18 protein-coding genes are annotated in these 19410 nt (G+C 63.7%); 8 read left to right on the top strand and 10 right to left on the bottom strand.

Going from position 1 to position 19410, the window contains the following annotated elements; genetic code table 11:
• Positions 1-179: 179 nt before the first annotated feature.
• The 3 genes from ASD63_RS33545 to ASD63_RS33535 all read right to left on the bottom strand — a co-directional run bounded on the left by ASD63_RS33545 (position 180) and on the right by ASD63_RS33535 (position 3955).
• The gene (locus ASD63_RS33545) at positions 180-404 is read right to left on the bottom strand and encodes an aa3-type cytochrome c oxidase subunit IV (RefSeq protein ID WP_034786900.1); all 225 of its coding nucleotides are present in this window, start codon (positions 402-404) and stop codon (positions 180-182) included.
• Between the two features lie 235 nt (positions 405-639).
• On the bottom strand, positions 640-1413 hold the full coding sequence (locus tag ASD63_RS33540; RefSeq protein ID WP_034786904.1) for a hypothetical protein: 774 nt from the start codon (positions 1411-1413) through the stop codon (positions 640-642).
• A gap of 232 nt (positions 1414-1645) precedes the next feature.
• The gene (locus tag ASD63_RS33535) at positions 1646-3955 is read right to left on the bottom strand and encodes an EAL domain-containing protein (RefSeq protein ID WP_034786908.1); all 2310 of its coding nucleotides are present in this window, start codon (positions 3953-3955) and stop codon (positions 1646-1648) included.
• Positions 3956-4384: 429 nt separating this feature from the next.
• Here ASD63_RS33535 and ASD63_RS33530 point away from each other — a divergent pair, with 429 nt between their 5' ends.
• A complete protein-coding gene (locus tag ASD63_RS33530) occupies positions 4385-5143 on the top strand; it encodes a gamma-glutamyl-gamma-aminobutyrate hydrolase family protein (RefSeq protein ID WP_034787271.1) in 759 nt (252 codons plus the stop codon).
• A 42-nt stretch (positions 5144-5185) separates the two neighbouring features.
• On the opposite strand, the gene ASD63_RS33525 is transcribed toward ASD63_RS33530, so the two are convergent.
• The 3 genes from ASD63_RS33525 to ASD63_RS33515 form a co-directional block, all read right to left on the bottom strand.
• Positions 5186-6151, bottom strand: coding sequence for a 2-hydroxyacid dehydrogenase (locus ASD63_RS33525; protein WP_060530584.1), 966 nt, complete (start codon positions 6149-6151; stop codon positions 5186-5188).
• Positions 6152-6178: 27 nt separating this feature from the next.
• The gene (locus ASD63_RS33520) at positions 6179-7201 is read right to left on the bottom strand and encodes a LacI family DNA-binding transcriptional regulator (RefSeq protein WP_034786913.1); all 1023 of its coding nucleotides are present in this window, start codon (positions 7199-7201) and stop codon (positions 6179-6181) included.
• A 168-nt stretch (positions 7202-7369) separates the two neighbouring features.
• Positions 7370-7867, bottom strand: coding sequence for a MarR family transcriptional regulator (locus ASD63_RS33515; protein ID WP_034786917.1), 498 nt, complete (start codon positions 7865-7867; stop codon positions 7370-7372).
• Between the two features lie 113 nt (positions 7868-7980).
• Between ASD63_RS33515 and ASD63_RS33510 the strand changes: the two genes are divergently transcribed.
• The 3 genes from ASD63_RS33510 to ASD63_RS33500 all read left to right on the top strand — a co-directional run bounded on the left by ASD63_RS33510 (position 7981) and on the right by ASD63_RS33500 (position 11211).
• On the top strand, positions 7981-8772 hold the full coding sequence (locus ASD63_RS33510; RefSeq protein ID WP_034786920.1) for a creatininase family protein: 792 nt from the start codon (positions 7981-7983) through the stop codon (positions 8770-8772).
• A gap of 79 nt (positions 8773-8851) precedes the next feature.
• Positions 8852-10255 carry a hypothetical protein gene (locus tag ASD63_RS33505; RefSeq protein WP_034786923.1) on the top strand — a complete coding sequence of 468 codons (1404 nt, stop codon included), beginning with the start codon at positions 8852-8854 and terminating at the stop codon, positions 10253-10255.
• Between the two features lie 77 nt (positions 10256-10332).
• Positions 10333-11211 (top strand): glycosyltransferase, encoded by an 879-nt coding sequence (locus ASD63_RS33500; RefSeq protein ID WP_034786925.1) that lies wholly within the window; start codon positions 10333-10335, stop codon positions 11209-11211.
• A gap of 15 nt (positions 11212-11226) precedes the next feature.
• Here ASD63_RS33500 and ASD63_RS33495 read toward each other — a convergent pair whose 3' ends face one another.
• A complete protein-coding gene (locus ASD63_RS33495; RefSeq protein WP_034786928.1) occupies positions 11227-12318 on the bottom strand; it encodes a glycosyltransferase family 1 protein in 1092 nt (363 codons plus the stop codon).
• A gap of 187 nt (positions 12319-12505) precedes the next feature.
• Here ASD63_RS33495 and ASD63_RS33490 point away from each other — a divergent pair, with 187 nt between their 5' ends.
• From ASD63_RS33490 to cysE, 3 genes are read left to right on the top strand one after another with little or no spacing between them, the layout of a single operon-like run.
• A complete protein-coding gene (locus ASD63_RS33490; protein WP_034786931.1) occupies positions 12506-13594 on the top strand; it encodes a GTP-binding protein in 1089 nt (362 codons plus the stop codon).
• Positions 13594-14583, top strand: a complete 990-nt coding sequence (locus ASD63_RS33485; protein WP_034786943.1) for a WD40 repeat domain-containing protein — start codon at positions 13594-13596, stop codon at positions 14581-14583. The genes ASD63_RS33490 and ASD63_RS33485 overlap by 1 nt, the downstream gene beginning before the upstream one ends.
• Positions 14584-14593: 10 nt before the next feature.
• Positions 14594-15421 (top strand): serine O-acetyltransferase, encoded by an 828-nt coding sequence (gene cysE / locus ASD63_RS33480; protein ID WP_034786945.1) that lies wholly within the window; start codon positions 14594-14596, stop codon positions 15419-15421.
• Positions 15422-15437: 16 nt separating this feature from the next.
• Here cysE and ASD63_RS33475 read toward each other — a convergent pair whose 3' ends face one another.
• From ASD63_RS33475 to ASD63_RS33465, 3 genes are all read right to left on the bottom strand, one after another.
• On the bottom strand, positions 15438-16622 hold the full coding sequence (locus ASD63_RS33475) for a ZIP family metal transporter (protein WP_034786948.1): 1185 nt from the start codon (positions 16620-16622) through the stop codon (positions 15438-15440).
• Positions 16619-17746, bottom strand: a complete 1128-nt coding sequence (locus ASD63_RS33470) for a multicopper oxidase domain-containing protein (RefSeq protein WP_034786951.1) — start codon at positions 17744-17746, stop codon at positions 16619-16621. The genes ASD63_RS33475 and ASD63_RS33470 overlap by 4 nt, the downstream gene beginning before the upstream one ends.
• 310 nt (positions 17747-18056) lie before the next feature.
• Positions 18057-18503, bottom strand: a complete 447-nt coding sequence (locus ASD63_RS33465) for a glyoxalase superfamily protein (protein ID WP_034786954.1) — start codon at positions 18501-18503, stop codon at positions 18057-18059.
• Positions 18504-18777: 274 nt separating this feature from the next.
• Between ASD63_RS33465 and ASD63_RS33460 the strand changes: the two genes are divergently transcribed.
• Positions 18778-19410: a LysE family translocator gene (locus ASD63_RS33460; RefSeq protein ID WP_034786957.1), complete on the top strand. Its 633-nt coding sequence runs from the start codon at positions 18778-18780 to the stop codon at positions 19408-19410.

Genomic DNA, 19410 nt, shown 5'->3' with positions numbered 1-19410 from the left:
GTCCACTCCTCCCTCACTCGGGTGAGGACTATCCACCTCTGCCCTACGACGGGCATCCGGGCCTCAAGCCATATGCGTCGGCACCTCCAGCCGGCGACATGCAGCTTCTTCCGGGCAAACGCCCGGTCGCCGAGGCAGCACGGTGTGCGCTCCCTCAACAGTCGGTTTGGTCGCGCCGATTAGCGAAGGAAGAAGAAACCGGCGACGTTGATCAGAATGAAAAGCACGATCGAGGAGATCAGGCCCATCGTCGTGAAGAAGCCGGCAGCCATCGCGATCAGCAGGGCGACGCAGAAAAGCGTGCCGTACTTCGAGGCACTCAGGAACATGAGGTAGGTCTTCTCGTGTTCCGGATAGTCCATCGGAGCGCCCACATCGACCGGTCCAGAATGATGCTCAGCCATCGTTCAAAATTCTCCCTGAATGCCGCGGCGCCACCTTGGGGTCATCGCCGCCCCTATCGAAGCATGGTCTCGCGAAAAGCCGCGAAACCCTTATAGCTGCCCTTACACAATGCGCACGGCTGGCGCAACGAAAACCCGTTCTTTAGCCGTGCCTGATGGGGCGAAATGTCACGCCACACAGCAAGGTGCGGCGCGCCTCGACGCGCCCCGAATTCGCATTCGCAATCGAGGCCGCTTACCGGAAGACGGACGTCCGGTAGGAGCGGCCGTAGCCGGTCTGCGCCATGCGCGCGGTCGGCAGGATCGTCAGCGGCGCAAACGGCACCTCGCTGCGGTCGGCAAACATCATGCGGCGTTCGAACGGTTCGGAATCGAAGACCGGGTAGCGGTCGAGGATCGACGGCCGCTGCCCCCGCACCTGTGCCACCAGAAGCGCGCCGTCGGCATTGTAGACACCGAGGTTCTCGCGCTTGGCGACAACCGTCTCCGACGCAAAGATGCGCTTGTAGAAAGCCGCGTGGCGCGGACGGCAGGCCGTCAGGCAGCGGTCGGCAGCGAAGTACTCGCACGCCATCGCGACCGGTCGCAGCGTCAGATAGGGAAGCGCCCGCATCTCGTCGCCGATCACGTCAGGATCGACCGCCAACCGGCCGGGATCGACCAGCACCATGCCGGCATCGAGGAACGCGTCGATCTCGGGAGCGAAGATCATGCCCGACGTGCTGGCGCGATGATCCGGCGTCACATGATGAACGCGCACGGTGCTGACAAGCACTTCGTCGAGATAGAGACCGAAGACATAGGCGTGACTGTCGAAATCGAGATCGTCGATCAGCGTCGAGCCGGTCAACTCCATCAGATTGACGGACTTGTAGGACTTGTAGCGCAGCCGCGCGATGTCCTCCATGTCCTCGCCGGTTTCGACCCGCCGGTATTCGACGCGATCGAGCAATTGCATCAGTTTTTCAGAAAAGCGCCCAGGCTCAGCCTGGTGAATCGTCTCACCCATACTCAACACCTCATGGTTAACAAATCGTTAACCTATTGACGGGTGATGGGGCGGCAACCGCAAATCGAAACAGTTCACCGTTAACTTTTCGTTAACCATAAAAATTCGTGAACTTATTTGCTCGATTTGAAATCAAGCGCACCAAAGCGGAATCAATTTGGCGCACCTAATCAATGACTTGCTACCGGAAAACCAGTAGTAAAACAGGACAGTTTCCAGAAGATTTCAGGGGTTAGGCGATGCGCTTGCTGGTGGTTTTTGCGCCTCGTTTTGGCACACCATTCTTGCAAAGCGTAGCAATGGCCGAAGCCGGCATGGGCGCGGCAAAGACGAAGCCCTGTATCAAATCGGCACAATTGTGCTCGTTGATAAGTTGTAGCTGGTCCGCCGTCTCGACACCTTCGACGACGATGCGCAGGCCGAGCGCGCGGGCAAGGTTGGCGGTCCCACGCAGAAGCTTGAAGCGCCGAGAATCCTCGCGGATGTTGCGCACGAAGGAACGGTCGATCTTGATGATGTCGACCGGCAGCGCATCGAGATAGCTGAGGCTCGAGTAGCCGGTGCCGAAATCGTCGATGGCGATCGTGATGCCCAGTCCGCGCAGTTCGCGCAGGATCGCCTGCACCTTCAGCGGCTCGTCCATCAGGCAGCTTTCCGTCACTTCCAGATGCAGCCGCGCGGCATCGAGACCGGTTACGCGAAGTGCGTCCGTGACCATGACCACGATTTCGCTGCTGCGAAGGTCGAGCACCGACAGGTTGACCGACACCGATACGTCGCCCGGCCAGTTCATGCAGTCCCGGCACGCCTGATCGAGAACAAAGCGGGTGATTTCCGTGACCAGCCCGAGCTCTTCGGCAAGCTGGATGAATACGTTCGGCGGCACCGGCCCGCGTTCCGGATGGGTCCACCGCGCCAACGCCTCGCAGCACTCCACGCGCCCGCCGTTCGGGGCGAACATCGGCTGGTAGGAGAGCGTCAGGCTGCGGGCGTTGATCGCCTCGCGCAGGTCGGCCTTCAGCTTCTGGCGATCGACGTAGCGTGCATCCATCTCGGCCTCGAAGGCCGTGCAGCCGCCGCGGTTGCGCAGCTTTGTTTCCGAAAGCGCAAGATCCGCCTTGATCTGCAAGTCCTCGAGCTTGAGGTCGAGGCTCGAAGCGATGACGATGCCAGCGCTCATCGTCATGCTGAAGGTGAAGCCGCCGGCTTCGTAAGTGTCGCGCAGATCGGCATGAAGTCCGCGCATCCGCTCTTCGAGTGCAATAGCGTCACTGCCACCGGGAATGAACACGACGAACTCGTCGCCCATCAGCCGCGCGACGATCGCATCGTCACCGGCAAGCACCCTTAGCCGGCCGGCAATCGCATGAAGCAGTCTGTCGCCGACGATATGGCCGCGCATGTCATTGACGTGCTTGAATTCCGTTACGTCGAGAACCATCAACCCGACCAACCGTTCGGCCGTGTCGTCCGCGCTCACCGTCGCCTGCACCAGCTCCCCGAAATAGTCGCGGCTCGGCAGCTGCGTCAGCTTGTCGAACCGCACCATATGCAGGATCTGCTTTTCCGCCTGGACGCGCGCGGTCACGTCTTCAAAAATCAGCACCGTGTCGCCGTTATCGCGGCGGCTCGCCGAAAATTCCAGATGCAGCTCTTCGCTGACGGGGATCAGCACCTGCGGCCGCTTGCCCTTGAGCAGAAGGTCGAGCTGGCGCGAAATGGCCTTGGTCTTGTCCGGATCGAGCCGCATGCGCCGGGCGCCGCGCCGGATCACATCATCGAGCAACCAGCCCTTGAGTTCGGTGCGGTCGCCGAGGGCCAGCAATTCGCAGGCCCGCTCGTTGGCGACGACCACCCGGCCATCAGCATCAAGCATGAACAGCCCATGCGTCATGTTGTTGAGCGCCGTGTCGAACTGGCCGGCGATCGTGGCGATCTCGCGCGCTGCCATCACGTTTTCATAGAGGAAGGCGCGCACATTGTTGGCCATCATCCAGGTGGACAGGATGAAGGGCAGGATCAGCACGGCAAGCGCCAGCATGAACACGTCCTGCAGCGTGATCAGGCCGATGACGATCGGCAGGCAGGCCGAGGAAGACAAGAGGAGCACGGCCCGCTCGGAGCCGTAATTGCGACCGACGAGCGAAATCATCGACGCAAGCGTCACCGAAATGGTGGCGAGCTCGGAAAAGGGGTCCTGGCTGATGGCGATGGCGTAGCCACAGGCAATACCGCAGGTGAGCGTGACGCTGACGCCGCCGACGATGTAGCGGTTCTCCCACTTGCGGACCATCGCCCGATCGGCATTGGAGAAATCCTGCCGGTCGAACCGCGCCATGTCGAGATTGCGCAGCGCCCAGAGGACGAAGATCACACCGGAGCAGGCGAGATAGAGCGGATCACTGGTTTTCAGATAGACGAGCAGGAACGTCACGACATGCGACAGCATGCCGATCACCAGCGTTTTGCGATGTTCGTAGAGCGAGCTCACGGATGACAGATACACGTCAGTCGGAAGAGCGCTCTGTCCAAGTCGCATCATGAACCAAGCTCCGGTTTACCGGATTGTTAGGGGTGATGACTTAACGAAAGATTTCGTCTAACGCCCCGAAAAATGTACCGAATCCCAGCAAAACCACGGGTCTTCGCCGAAATCTCCCAAGAGTTCAACTCAGTAGTGCGAACCGCACGGGACAATACTCGGTTTCTACAACCAAACATAGGCATTCGCACAATAAAACGGCTTGATCGCAACTTCGACAATTCTGCGACGCCCGTAGATGATCCCAAACTTGCGCCTGTGATGGTTACTCGTTCTTGAAGAAATACCTGCGATTTCCTGCCGTTTCGGATCGCTCCTCCTGTCTCGCTGCCCGGGATCGGCGCGACGATCGCGCTCACCACCTTCTCAGTTGACTTTCATCTGCAACTGAAGGCAAGGCTTTTCTCAAGCATCCAACGGAGCCTGATGATGTCGAAACCTGTCGTTGCCATCCCGTGCGATTTCCGCGAATTCGACGGCAATGTCTGGCATGTCGTTGCCCATCAATATGTCCGCGCCGCCGTCGAAGGCGCCGGCGTCATGCCCTTCCTCATCCCGGCACTCGAGACCGGCAACGACATCGACGAGATCCTCGACCGCGTCGACGGCGTGCTGGCAAGTGGCGCCCGCTCGAACGTCCATCCCTCGCTTTATGGAGCCGAGGCCAAGGAGAGCGACGGCCCCTTCGATCCCGGCCGCGACGCGACCAGCCTGCCGCTCATCACCCGCGCGCTGGAGCGCGGCGTGCCGCTTCTCGCCATCTGTCGCGGCATTCAGGAACTGAACGTCGCGCTCGGCGGCACGCTCGCCTCCGAAATTCAGGACCAGCCGGGCATCTGGGATCACCGCAAGCCCGACGTGAAGGAACTCGACGTCGCCTACGGCATCCGCCAGGACGTGATCGTCAAGGAAGGAAGCTGCCTCGCGCCGGTGCTCGGCGCCGGCCGCATCCGCGTCAACTCGCTCCATCGCCAGGCGATCGGCGCTGCCGCGCCCCGTCTTGCGGTCGAAGCGGTTGCCGACGACGGCACGATCGAGGCCGTCTCGGTGATCGGCTCCAAGGCCTTTGCCGTCGGCGTGCAATGGCATCCGGAATATTGGGTGCGCACGGACACGCCGTCGGCGAGCCTGTTCAAGGCGTTCGGCGATGCGGTCAGAACCTACGCCGCCGGTCGTCTGGCCGCCTGAGCTATCTGTTTGACCTTGCGCCTGGCGCGTCGACGTCGGGCCTTAGTCCGCGCGTCGCGTGAACGGTGTTTCCGGCACGGGCGTCAGCGCTTTGCCGGTCGAGAACCACGCCACGACGTTGTCGGCGACGAGGTCGGCCATGGCGTTGCGCGTCACCACCGAGGCAGAGGCCACGTGCGGCAGGAGCGAAACATTCGGCAGCGCCACAAGCGCCTCCGGCACCTGCGGCTCGTTCTCGAAGACATCGAGACCGGCACCGGCGATCACGCCCGCCTGAAGCGCCGCGATCAAGGCCTGTTCGTCGACCGTCGAGCCGCGTCCGACATTGATCAGCACCCCATTGCCGCCAAGCGCGGCAAGCACCTCGGCATTGACCGTCCGCCGCGTCGCCTCGGTGCCGGGTACGATGACAACAAGCGTGTCGACCGCAGCTGCGAGCCCCGTCAGCGTCGAATGGTAGGCATAGGCAAGGCCTTCGCGCGGGCTGCGCGTATGGTAGGCGATCGATACGCCGAAGGCTTCGAGCCGCTTGGCAATCGCAAGACCGATGCGTCCAAGACCGTAAAGACCGACGCTTCGACCCCGCAGCGACAGCGGAGATAGCGGGAACGCGCCCTCGCGGCTCCAGCGACCTTGGCGCAGCCATTGCTCCGCCTGCGGCAATTGACGGAGCGTGTTGAGCAGCAGCCCGACCGCGGTATCGGCCACTTCTTCCGTCAGGACGTCGGGCGTGTTGCTGACGGCAATTCCCTTGGCCGCGGCATGCCCGACCTCCACCCCGTCGTAGCCGACGCCGAAATTGGCGATGATCTCAAGCTGCGGCAGGGCGTCCATCAGTGCAGCCGGCACGCGCCCGGAAACGGCGATCGCCTTGACGTCCTGCATCTGCGGCGTCACCAGCGTCGCATCGGCACCTTCGATCCGCACCACGTCGAACCGTTCCGCCAGACGATCGATCACCCGCGGATTGATTTTTCCGGGCACGAGAACGCGAATGCGGGCAGACATGGCAATTTTCCTTGCGGGTGATGGACCTCAGGCGATGACCCGCAAGGGGCCGGTCGACTGCCGGATGCGCATCTCCGGCTTGATCAGGTGAATTCCATCCGGCTCATGGCTGCCGGAGAGCTTGTCGAGTAGTGCGCGGGCAGCACTGCGGCCGACATCGGCCTGCCCATTCCAGACGGTGGTGAGCGCCGGCGTCGCGATCGACGCCTCTTCCAGGTCGTCGTAGCCGGTCACGGAGATGTCGACGCCCGGCACGAGGCCGGCGCGCGCGATGCCGTTCATCATGCCGATCGCCACGAGGTCGTTCCAACAAACGACCGCGGTCGGCTTCTGCGGCAGCGAAAGCAGGTGCACTGCGGCCTCGAAGCCGCCCTGCTTCGTGCGGGGCCCGGGAATGCGCAGTTCCGGATCGACCTCGATGTTGGCCTTGCGCAGCGCGTTGACGTAGCCCTGGTAGCGGTCGCGTCCGGTGGAGGTCTCGTCCGTGCCGCCGACCATGGCGATGCAGCGGTGGCCAAGGCCGATCAGGTGGTTGGCGGCAAGCGAGATGCCGTAGGCGTCGTCGCCGCGGAAGATCGGCACGTCCACGCCCTCGATCGAGCGGGCGATCAGGATCGCCGGCATGCCGTTGTCCTCGGCGAGCTGGATGTCCTCCAGCGGCGTGCCGATCGCCGGCGACATGATGACGCCGTCGCCGCCGAGCTGCAGCAGCGTCTCGATGAAATCGCGCTGCTTGTCGACGGAATCGTAGTGATTGGAAAGAATGAAGGTCTGCTTGTCGCGGTCGAGTTCGGCCTCGATCGCCTTGAGGATTTCACCGTAGAACGGGTTCATGATGTCGTGCACGACGACGCCGATGATGCCCGATCGCGATGTCCTGAGACTGGCGGCGCGGCGGTTGTAGATATAGCCGAGCGCGCGCGCCTGTTCCTTGATCTTGTCGCGGGTGACCGTCGCCACCAGCGGGCTGTCACGCAGGGCCAGGGATACCGTCGCCGTCGAAAGACCGAGTGTTTCCGCGATCGTCGAAAGCTTGACCTTTTGCGCCACGATGCCCCCTGTAAGCCCTGTTTCGCCCCATCCGCACGAACCCCAGCCAGGAGCGGTGCGTCAAACGTTCGGCATCCTTCGCGCGCCTGTGAGACGGCGCGCGTGCCATAAATTTAAATCCCTATTTAAACTGTTTAAATCGCCGCGGCAATATGCGGCAAATCCGGTTCAGTCGGCCGCGCGCGCAGCCTGGAGATTGCTGTCAACGGCGCGCAGCAGCTTCATCAGCGTGCGAACCTGCTTGTCGGTCAGACCACGGGTCGCGAGCTTTTCAGAATGCTGACCGGCCTCGGCGATCGTCTGCAGCCGGTTGCGGCCGGGCTCAGTGAGATAGACCTTGGTGAGCCGTGCATCATCGTCGTCCGGCCGCCGCTCGAGAAAGCCCTGCGCTTCCATGCGGCCGATGGTGCGGGTCATGGTCGGCGCCTTGACGCCGAGCTTGACCGCGAGCCCGCCGGCCGTCAGACCGTCGGTCTCGGCCAGCGCCAGCATGACGCCATCCTGTCCGGCATAGAGGCCGCTTTCGAGCAGATTGCGGGAGAGCACGGTGCGCATCGACCGCGCAGCCTGGACAAGGACGGCGGCAAGATCGTGAGGCTCGATCAGGAGCTCGTCCTTCTTCTTGCCGTTCTTGCCCTTCTTTTCGGCCTTGTTCTTCTTGCCCATTGGACCTCCTGCCGAATCCCGTCTCGAACACTTATAACAATACAGCTTGCGATTACGAACTGTATGACTCAAATAACAATTTTACGACAATTGACGTGGAGGATCGAAGAGAAATGTCGATGCCCGAGCCGCGATGGCAGGACAATCCGGCCGACCTTCCGCCTGACGCCCGCCGCGACTGGATCGCGGTGCTGCCACTCGGCGCGCATGAGCAGCACGGACCTCACCTGCCCTTCGAAACCGACACGCTGATTGCCCAGGGGATCGTCTCCCGCACCATCGCCGTCCTTCCCGCCGATCTGCCTGTAACCTTCCTGCCGGCCGAGCCGGTCGGCTACTCGATCGAGCACATGGATGTCGCCGGCACCCGCACGCTCGCCTATGACGAGGCCGTGGAGCGCTGGCTCGGCATCGCCGGGGATCTCCATGGCCTTGGTATTCGCAAGCTCGTGATGCTGAACGCCCACGGCGGCAATTCGCCGTTGATGACGATCGTCGCGACCGAAGCGCGCGTGCGCTTGAACATGCTGGCGGTCGCAACCAGCTGGACCCGCTTCGGCCAGCCGGACGGCTGGATCGCGCCAGAAGACAAGGCCTTCGACATTCACGGCGGCGATATCGAGACTTCGGTGATGCTGGCGCTGCATCCCGACAAGGTGGACACGACAAAAACGTCCGATTTCCCCTCGCGTCAGCGCGACTTTGCCGGTCGCTTCAAGCATCTGCGTGCCTACGGCCCGCATGCCTTCGGCTGGAAGATGCGCGACCTCAACGCCGATGGCGTTGCCGGCAACGCGTCAGCCGCAACGGCTGCGCGCGGCGAGGCGCTGCTTGCCCATGCCGTCAAAGGCCTTGTCGAACTGCTCGAAGACGTCAGGGATTTCGACCCGTCTGAACTCGCCTGACGCGTGAAGCGACGCCCGGCAAACACTTTCTTTGCGGTTTTGCGCTATCAAGGACGTCCGTTGGAAGAGCAGAGAACCCATGGCGAAGATCATAGCGCTCGGCGCCTATTTTTATCAGGCCGTCATCGCCTTCGGCCTGCTGATCATCGTCGCCCATTGGCTGGCGCCTGCGGACTACGCCAGCTATTCGCTGTTCGTCTCGATCTGCCAATTCGCAGCGATCGCCGCTTTCGAATGGGTGCGCTTCGCGTGCACCCGCTTCTATCCGGGGCCGGACGCTGACAGCGAGGCGGCTGAGCGGCGCACGATCCTCGTTGAAGCGACGGTCTGCGCAGCACTCTGCCTGGCCGCAGCCTCGATAGCCGTGTTCTTCGGCGTGCCGCCGGTCGTCGCCCTTGTCGGCGGCCTGGTGTCGATCGCGCAAGGGGGCAGCGACCTGCATCTGACGATGCTGCGGTTTCGTCAGGACTTTCGCGCCTTTTCCGTGTTGCAGGGATCACGCGCCACAATTCTGGCAGTCGGCACGCTCGCCGGGGCATTGGCCTCGCCCACCTTCCTCTCGACGGTCACGGGGCTTCTGGCCGGCTACGCTGCCTACGGCCTGCTCGCCTCGGTTCTTTCCCGCAACCCGGCAGCGCGACCGACCGTTGCACTGGAGACTGCGCGCTTCCGCAAGCACCTCGTCTATGGCAGCGTTTCGGCCGGCGCTGCAACGGCCGCCATGTTCGCGCCGCTCGCCCTCAAGACGCTGCTGACATCCGTTCTCGGAGCGAGGGGTGCCGCCGGCGCGCTGTTGGCGCTCGACCTTTTGCAGCGGCCCTTCGTGCTCATCGTTTCGGCGCTTCAGGCGATCCAGTACCCCGAAATCGTCGCCGCCCACGACCGGACCGACAACCGCGCGGACCTCGCCCGGACGCTCGGGCAATACTATGCCCTGCTTGCCAGCTTCGCGCTGATGATGGCGGCCGGCATCTTTGCGGTGCTCCTGCCGGTCACGTGGGTCGTCATCAGCCCGGACCTGCAGCAGGGGTTCCTCGCCACGGCGCCTGCGATCATCCTCATTTCGCTTGCCCGCACGCTGACGCAGATCATGTTGCCGACGCCGCTGCACCTGAAGCAGCGTCTTGCGCTGATCCTTCTGCTCGCCGTCATCGACTGCCTGCTGCTGAACCTCGGGGCGCTCGCGGCACTGGTTGTCGCAGGCCCGATCGATACGGCGCTTGCGACCGGTGGTGCGATCGGCGCGGTCCTTGCGACCGCCTTCGGTCTGCGCCTGATGGCGGTGCTTCCCTTCGACCTCCCCTGGCCGCCGGTGCTTCTTGCCGCCGCAGGGCTCGCCACGGCCGGCTTCGCCTTCGCGCTCGCCGGCGAAACCAGCTATCTCGCGATCGGCGCCGGCATCCTCGGGGGCGGCGTCCTGTGCCTGCTCGCACTCAACCAATTGCGGCTGATGATGCGGGCTCCGAAGCTTGCCGCCCCATAGGGCTGGAAGCAATTGCGCTAAGAAAAACTGCACGAATTTCCGGTTAGATCGCCGCCGAAACGTTCGGAGAGTCCGCCATGAACATCGTCGTCGGCATAGCGACCGCGGGCCGCCGCGAAGTCCTTTCGGACACCCTGATGCATCTGACGCGGCAGACCCGCTTGCCGGACTCCATCCTGGTCTGCCCGAGCGCGCCCGAGGACATCGACGAAAACCGCCTCAGTGCCCTCGCAGCCGACGTCCGCGTCGTTAGGGGCAGCAAAGGCTCGAGCGCGCAGCGCAATGCGATCCTCGACCACGCGACGACCGCCGACCTGATCGTCTTCTTCGACGACGACTTCCTGCCACACCATGACTTTCTCGCAGAGACCGAGCGATTGTTTGCGCGCGAGGCGGATATCGTCGTTGCAACCGGCCTGGTTCTGGCAGACGGCATTCACGGACCCGGCATTTCGGTGGCCGATGCGAAGGCGATCCTCCATGGCGACGCCGGTCCCGCGCCCGAGGATCAAATCACGCCCGCCTTCAATGCCTACGGCTGCAACATGGCCTTCCGTGTTGCGGCGATCGCCGTCGAGCACACCCGCTTCGACGAGCGCCTGCCGCTCTACGGCTGGCAGGAGGACGTCGATTTCTGCCGGCGGCTTGCGTCACGCGGGCGCATCGTCAAGTCACAGAGATTGCGCGGCGTCCATCTCGGCAACAAGCGCGGCCGCACCTCGGGTTTGCGTTTCGGCTACTCGCAGGTCGCCAATCCGCTCTATCTGCGCAACAAGGGCACGGTCGGCCTCAAATGGGCGCTGCGTCTGATGGGGGGCAACGTCGCTGCCAACATCCTCGGCAGCGTCAGGTCGCAAGGCCTCGTCGACCGCCGCGGTCGGCTGAAGGGCAACGTCATCGCCGTCTTGGATATGCTGCGCGGGCGGTTGGACCCGATGCGCGTGCTCGACCTCTAACGCCCTCCGCAGCCATCAAGCCCGGCTGGCAGCCAGCATGTTGAGCAGCACCACCGCGCTTCCATCCCAGGAAAAGCGCTTGGCATTGTCGTAACCGGCATGCGTCAACTCACGACGCAAAGTCGCGTCGGCCGAAATCATCCGCATTGCCTCGACCAGCGTTTCCGTCTTCAACGGATCGAAGTAGCGAACCGCATCGCCGCAGGCCTCGCGCACCGGTGGAATGTCGGCGGCAAGCACGGGGCAGCCTTGCGTCATCGCCTCCAGCGGCGGGATGCCGAAACCTTCGTAAAGGCTCGGAAAGACGAAGGCGACAGCGCGGCGTTGCAGCCCGGCGATCTCCGCGTCGGTCAGACGTCCGGGAAAGATCAGATTGCCCTTCGACGTCGGCGCGATATCGCGAAAAACCGACGGATCGGTGCCGCCCACCACGACCAGCTTGTGGTCGCGGGCGCCAAGGGTCTCGAAGGCGCGGACAGCGAACTCGACATTCTTGTTGGGTTTCAGGGTGCCGACAAGCAGGAAGAAGGGCGTATCGGCAAGGCCAAGGCGGCCGATGATGCCGTCGTCCGGCTGAAGATCCGCGAAGTGATCTGTCGCGTTGTAGATAACGTCGATACCGGGCGCCGGCACGCGGAACACGTCTGCGAGTTCCTTGCGCGAAAAATTCGACACGGTCCCGATCTTTGCCCGTCGTGCCAGAAGGAAACCGAGCGCCCCGTGGAACAGCCGGTAGCCGCGGCCAAAGGAGGCCGGATGGCGAAAGAGTGTAACGTCGTGGATCACCACCACCTGGTCGCCATGCAGCACCGGCCCACTACCGCCGAAGCCGATGAGCGTGTCGCGGCGTGACCGCCAGAAGAGTGGCCCCTGCTCCCACAGATGGCCCGGGCCGGAGCCGAAGCGCTCCACCGAAATCGCCTTGAGGCCGAGATCGTAGACAGCCTTGCCGGGAGAAAGGAGCCGCCAGCGCACGCCCTTCAGCGCATGCGGCACGGCACCCGAAGCGATGCGCTGATCGAGCGCCCGGGTCATCTCGCGGGCGAAGCGCTGCACGCCCGTAAGCGGCTGGGTCAGGAACCGGCCGTTGATGGAAATCGTCTTCACGTGCGCACCCCCTCGATGTGCTGCGCACTCTCGCCGATCTTGATGAAAGGAGGGTTATCGGGATCGCAGCGATCAACGCCGCCCGACCGGCAAAATCGCCTGCGCCATTTGCGCATCGCCGCCGCATCTCCTATATGAGACGCGACTAGGATGCCTGCTCCCGCATCCGGAAATCCCAGAGGTTCCCATGACCGAAACATCCCCGCAGAAGCCGATCCCCGTCACCGTGCTCACCGGCTATCTCGGCGCCGGCAAGACGACGCTTTTGAACCGCATCCTCAGCGAGAACCATGGCCGCAAATACGCGGTCATCGTCAACGAGTTCGGCGAGATCGGCATCGACAACGACCTGATCGTGGAATCCGACGAGGAAATCTACGAGATGAACAACGGCTGCGTCTGCTGCACCGTGCGCGGCGACCTGATCCGCGTGGTGGAAGGCCTGATGCGCCGCCCCGGCCGCTTCGATGCGATCATCGTCGAGACCACGGGCCTTGCCGACCCGGTCCCGGTCGCCCAGACCTTCTTCATGGACGACGACGTGCGCGCCAAGACCGAGCTTGACGCCGTCGTCGCGCTGGTCGACGCCAAGCACCTGCCGCTGCGCCTCAAGGACAGCCGCGAGGCCGAAGACCAGATCGCCTTCGCCGATGTCGTGCTGCTCAACAAGACCGACCTCGTCACGCCCGAGGAACTGGAGCGCATCGAGGCGACCGTGCGCGTCATCAATCCGTCGGCCCGCATCTATCGCACCCAGCGCTCCGAGATCGATCTCGCCAAGGTCCTCGACCAGGGCGCCTTCAATCTCGAAAAGGCGCTGGAAAACGATCCGCACTTCCTCGACCAGGACGATCACGAACACGATCACACCTGCGGTCCGGATTGCGGCCACGATCATCACCATCACCACCATGATCATGACCACGATCACGACCATCATCACCACCACGATGCCCCCTCGCCGATCCACGACGTGACGGTGCAGTCGATCTCGCTGCGCGGCGGCGAGATGAACCCGGATCGCTTCTTCCCCTGGATCCAGAAGATCACCCAGACGGACGGCCCGAACATCCTGCGCCTGAAGGGCATCATCGCCTTTGCTGGCGACGCCGAGCGTTACGTCGTTCAGGGCGTTCACATGATCATCGAGGGCGATCACCAGCGTGCGTGGAAGGAAGGCGAAAAGCGCGAAAGCCGCCTCGTCTTCATCGGCCGTGACCTCGACCGCGAAAAGCTCGAGCGCACCTTCAAGGCCTGCGAGGCGCAGCCGAACTGATGCCGACTGTCGCTCCCCTCGATCTCGAAGGTCACGTCGTCGGCGTGGCCTTTCTCAAAGGCGTCCCCTTCTTCGCCGAAGCCATCGGCGCCATCCACCGCCTCGACCTCGGCCACAAGACGACGGAGGTCCACGAGGGCCTGCTCTCGCTCGTGGTCGACGAAGCCAACGATACGCTGCTGACGGGCGGCGAAGATGGCAAGGTCATGCGCACCGCCGCCGACGGTACCACGGCGCTGGTCGCCGAAGCGCCGCGCAAGTGGATCGCCCAGGTTGCCGCCGGCCCGCAAGGTGCCGTTGGCTATGCCTATGGCAAGACCACGCACGTGAAGCTTGCCGACGGCACGACGAAGGAATTCGCCGAGCAACGCACGGTCGAAGGCCTCGCCTTCGCGCCGAAAGGCCTTCGCGTCGCCGCAGCGCGCTACAACGGCGTGTCGTTGCACTGGGTCGGCACATCGGGCCAGCCGATCGACCTCGAATGGAAGGGCGCCCACACCGGCGTCACCTTCTCACCCGACGGCCGCTTCCTCGTCACCACGATGCAGGAAAACGCGCTGCACGGCTGGAAGCTCGACGCCAAGCCCGGCGCCGAAGCGCGCCACATGCGCATGACCGGCTATCCGGCCAAGGTGAAGTCCTTTTCCTGGTCGGCCAAGGGCAAGTGGCTCGCATCCTCGGGCGCGCCGGCTGCCATCGTATGGCCCTTCCAGGGCAAGGACGGCCCGATGGGCAAGGCGCCGCTCGAACTCGGCACCCGCGCCGACATCATGGTGACCTCCGTCTGCTGCCATCCGGCTGAAGATATCGTCGCCATCGGCTATCAGGACGGCATGATCCTCGGCGCACGCTTTGCCGACAGCAAGGAAGTGCTGCTGCGCCGTCCCGGCAAGGGCGCAATCACCGCCATGGCGTGGAACAAGGATGGCCGGCAGCTGGCCTTCGGCTCGGCCGAGGGCGACTGCGGCGTCGTCGATATCGCGGGATAAACGGTGGCGCATGACCGCATTGATTGAGACGCTACGGTACGAAGGCTCGCTTGCGGCACCGCTCGCCGATGGCGCGGTCTGGAGCCTGATCCGGGCGGAAGCGCGCGCGCTTGCCGCACGTGAACCGGTCATGGCGCCCGCCCTGATGCCGATCATCGATGCCGGATCGGATGCCGAATTGCTGGCCGGCGTGCTCGCAGCCGGCTTGGCCGTCGCGCGCGTCGACGAAAGCTCGCTTGCGCAGCTGCTCGCCGACGTCTTCAAGACAAACCCTCAGATCCTGCTGGCGACCGAAGCCGATCTTCAGGCGGTGAAGGAGCGTGACCCGGCCTGCCCGGGCCTCAAGCATGTGCTGGTGAACCTCAAGGGCTTTCAGGCACTGCAGACCTACCGCGCTGCTCACCAGCTCTGGGTCGACGGCCGCCGTGAGGTCGCGAACTGGCTTTCGAACCTCGCCTCGCTCGTCTTCGGACCTGACATTCATCCGGCCGCCTGCATCGGCAAGGCTGTCATGCTCGACCATGGCTCCGGCATCGTCATCGGAGAAACCTCGGTCATCGAAGATCAGGTCTCGATCCTGCAGAACGTCACGCTCGGCGGTACCGGCAAGGAAACCGGAGACCGCCACCCGAAGATCGGCCGCGGCGTGATGCTCGGCGCCGGCGCCAAGATCCTCGGCAATATCGAGGTCGGCGCCCATAGCAAGGTCGCCGCCGGCAGTGTCGTCCTCAAGACCGTTCCGCCGCGCACCACCGTCGCGGGCGTGCCGGCAACCGTCGTGCGCATCCATCGCGTCGATGAAATTCCGGCAGCGGAGATGGACCAGACGATCGTCTGACCCATCCTGTTGCCTGTCAGATCTTCACCAGCGCCGCGGTGGCATACATGAATGCCGCACCGGCTGCGAGGCCGGCCAAAACCGGCGGCGTCAGGAACACGTCGCTCCTGCGCTCGCTCTGACGCATCAGATAGGCGCCCACTTCGACGATCACCTGCAGGATCGCGCCTGCCCCGATCGCCAGCGCCAAGGCGGACCATTGCGCCGAGGCGGCAAGGCTCCCGAGCCACATGCCGATGACGGCCGGGCTGCCCGCCAGCAGCGTCAAACCGACGAAGACCGAGAACGGCGGCCTCTTCTTCAGGATCGGCGCGGCGATGCCGATGCCTTCTGTGACATTGTGGAGCGCAAAGCCGAGCACGAGGAAGGTGCCGAGCCCGGCCGAGCCGGCCGCAAAGGCGGCCCCGATCGCCAGCCCCTCGCCAAGATTGTGCAGGCCGATGCCGAGCGCGATGTAGGTGGAGAGCGCCAGCCCGGTCGGCGCACCGCTTCGCCGGCCGATTGCCATCAGCAGGAGGAAACTGCTTAAAGCCGCCAGCACCACCATGACTGGCCCCTGGAAGATCGCCGCGGCTTCGCCGGCAAGCTCGAGCGCCTCGCCACTCGCATCGACCAGCAGGAAGCCGAGCAGGCCGATCGTCAGCGACAGCAGAAAGGCCATGCCCTCGCGCCCAACACCACGCAGCACCGGATAGAACATCAGCCCGACGGCCACGGGCACGATGCCGACGATAATCCCGACCACGGCCTGCAGCCGCAACTGGCCCGGCGTCGCCTGCGGTGTCGGCACGGCGACGGCGATGTCGTGCGCAAACGTGGCGCCGGTGTTGGTCACCACCTTCACGGCATGCGCCTCGCCAAGCATCCATGGAAATGGCAGTTTCAGCCATGCGGCCCCACCGCGTGCGATCGGCCCCGGCGGGTCCTGAGCGAATTGCCAATAGGCGTCGTCCACCTGGACCTGCGCCACCGTCATCGGTTCCGATCCGCCGGCGCGAACAAGCAGACTGAGACCACTATCGTCGAGAACGGTTCTTTCGAAGGTGAGGTTTTCGACCGGCGGCGCGCCGTTGCGGAAGCCCGACAACGGATCGGTCGATACGAGCCAGGCAACGGCGATGCCAAAGACGATAAGAGGCAACGCCAGCCACACCAGGTTGGTCTTTGCCGCGCGAATGGCAGCTCTTGGCATCTCGTTCATGCGAGCGCCTCCACCACGTCGAACATGCCGACCCAACCGAGCTCAGTGAACTCGGTCTGGTGCGGGTGGAACATGTAGAGGCCGGGTTCGTGCTCAGTGAAGGTGAATTCGAGGATGCCGCGCTGCGCCTGGCACTGGGTGATGAGATCGACGGTTTTCAAAGTCGGCGTCAACGTCGTGCCCTGATCGTAATAGTCGAAGAAATTGGCGTGCAGGTGGAAGGAGTTGATCGGGTCGAACTCGATGACGTTGATGAGATAGATGCGCACCGGCCTGCCCTTCACGATCCGGATCGGCCGTTTCATGAAGGCGTGCGCGATGGTGTTGACCGCATAGAATTCGTTCTCGGCATCGAAATTGGTGTCGAAGGCATTCATCACCATCACCAGTTCCTGCCAGCCGGCATTCTCTGGTGTGCCGAGCAGCCTGGAGCGGGCGACCTCCACATGCTCCGGCCGGCGCTCCGGGTCGGGATCGATCACGAAGGCGCCGTACATGCCCTTGTGGATGTGCCGGCGCAACGGCATCGCATGGCAGTGGTAGAGATGGCAGCCGAAGGGCTTGGCATCGAACTCATAGATAAATTCGTCACCCGGATCGACCATGCCGGCCCCAGGAACGCCGTCCATGCGCGCCGCGTGAATACCGTGGAAATGGATCGAGTGCGGATGCGAAGCATAGTTGCGAAAGACGATCCGCAGCCGCTCGCCTTCCTTCGCCCGGAGCGCCGGCCCGGGGACCCGACCGTTATAGGTCCAGGCGGGAAATTTGATGCCGGGCGCGATTTCGATCTCACGGTCCTCCGCCGTCATCTCGAAGGTGCGCAGCGTCCGTCCGTCCGGCAGCGTCGAAACCGTGCCCGTGTCCCAATCTGTGAGCATCTCCGTCGGGTCGAAGCCGTTGACGGCGCTATCGACCTCGCCGACCGTCATCATCGCGCCATGCCCCATGGCCGGCATCGGCTCCTGTCCCGCCGCTCCCGATGGCGCGGCATGACCGACATGGCTCGCCTGTTGTTGACCCAAGGCGGCGCTGGTGCAGATCGCCGTTCCACCCGCTGCCGCCAGCCCGCCCATCAGCAGACTGCGCCTTCGCAGCAGGTCCGGTCTTGTCGGCTTGTCCATATTCGCCCCTCTCCCTCATTGGGTAACACGCACCGCACCGCGCCTGACTGGGGCAAGCAACGATCCACCTGCTTCTGCAAATCATTTGCAACAACATCAATAGTGCAAATGCATCCCATTCGCAACTGACTTGGGAAGCGTGATGTCCGAAGGGGCCGGCAGGACCGCGCGCTCAGCACGGCGCGCCCGTCATCATCCCGTAAACGAAAACGTCCCCGGAAGGCGCTGGCCTCGGGGACGTTGGGTTGAACTTCGGCGCCGGAACGGAAACGAACATGTCCGCAGGGCCTCGGCAGGCGGTGGCCGCGCCTCACCATTCAAGTTCGAGTTGCGGGATCCCGTTGGAGGTTTTTTCGACCGTACGGCCACTCTCGTCCACCGTCGCGGTGACCCGCTGGCGGAAGGCCGAGAAGCTCTCGAAGGTGACGACGTCGACGGGCTGGTCGAATTTCATCGTCAGACGATAGCGTCCCGGCTGCGCCGCGATCGCCTGGACGCCCAGGATCTCGCCTTCGAAGGTCTGGCCGAGATAGCGCCCCTTCACGCGGGACCCGAGCATCCAGGGATTGAAGGGCGGCCGGTTGCCGACGGCGGCATGCAGCGTGTTCCAGTCGCGATAGCCATATTGTGCGGCGATCAGCTCGAGCGAGCGGGAATGGCCGATGGTTTCGCCTTCGGATGCGAGGCGGATGCGCAGACGCTTGGCCTGGTCTTTCAGGGCGTCGAGCGAGGGAAGCGGGATTGATCCGCGCGTCATGAGAAGGTCTCCTGCAGCGGCATGCATTCCTTGAAGATGGGAGCCCGCATTGCCACCGGTTCGCATGCCGTTTCGGCTGACCGTGTCTCAAAAGAAGGACTTCACCAAAGCATGACGCTCGCGGACGGCAGGGACCTTCACCCTGCCGCTTCCATAGGGGATGCCGCCTCGACTGTCAAACCAGGCCCGGAAATGCGGCTGCGACCCCGCGAAAGACGATTGCGCACGCGCAAAAGCTGTGGGACGACTGAAGGAGACGACGAGGGAGGAACTCATGACCGAAATGACGATACTCGCATTCGCGCTGGTTGCCTTCATCGGCATCGCGACACCGGGCCCGACGGTCCTCCTCGCACTCACCAACGGATCGCGCTACGGGGTGCGGCGCGCAATCGCCGGCATGGTCGGCGCCGTCCTCTCCGATTTCGTGCTGATCGGCGCGGTCGCGCTTGGCCTCGGCGCGCTGCTGGCGGCCTCCGAATTCTGGTTTACCGTCGTCAAATGGCTGGGCGCGGGCTATCTGGCCTTTCTCGGCATCATGCTGCTGCGGTCGAAAGGGACGATCCAGGTGGCAAACGAAGCCGGCAGCGCGGCTCCCGTTTCCTCTGCCGCGATTTTCCTCAAAAGCTTCCTGGTCGCTGTCACCAATCCCAAGGGTTATCTGTTCTTCACCGCCTTCCTGCCGCAGTTCATCGATCCGACGGCACCACAGGCGTCGCAATACGCCATGCTTGCGCTCGTCTTCGCAGTCGTCGATTTTACCGTGATGTTCGGCTATGCGCTGCTCGGCGCGAAGGCTGCAGCTTTCCTCAAGCGTTCCGGCGCCGTCTGGCTCGACCGCCTCTGCGGCGGCGCCTTGCTGGCGCTCGCCGGCTCGCTCGCCCTCTATCGCCGCGCCACCGCCTGA

The sequence above is a fragment of the Ensifer sp. Root558 genome, assembly GCF_001427045.1.
Lineage (GTDB): Bacteria > Pseudomonadota > Alphaproteobacteria > Rhizobiales > Rhizobiaceae > Ensifer > Ensifer adhaerens.
The sequence above is the reverse complement of the archived record's forward strand: the minus strand, read 5'-3'. Positions and strand labels throughout refer to the sequence as shown.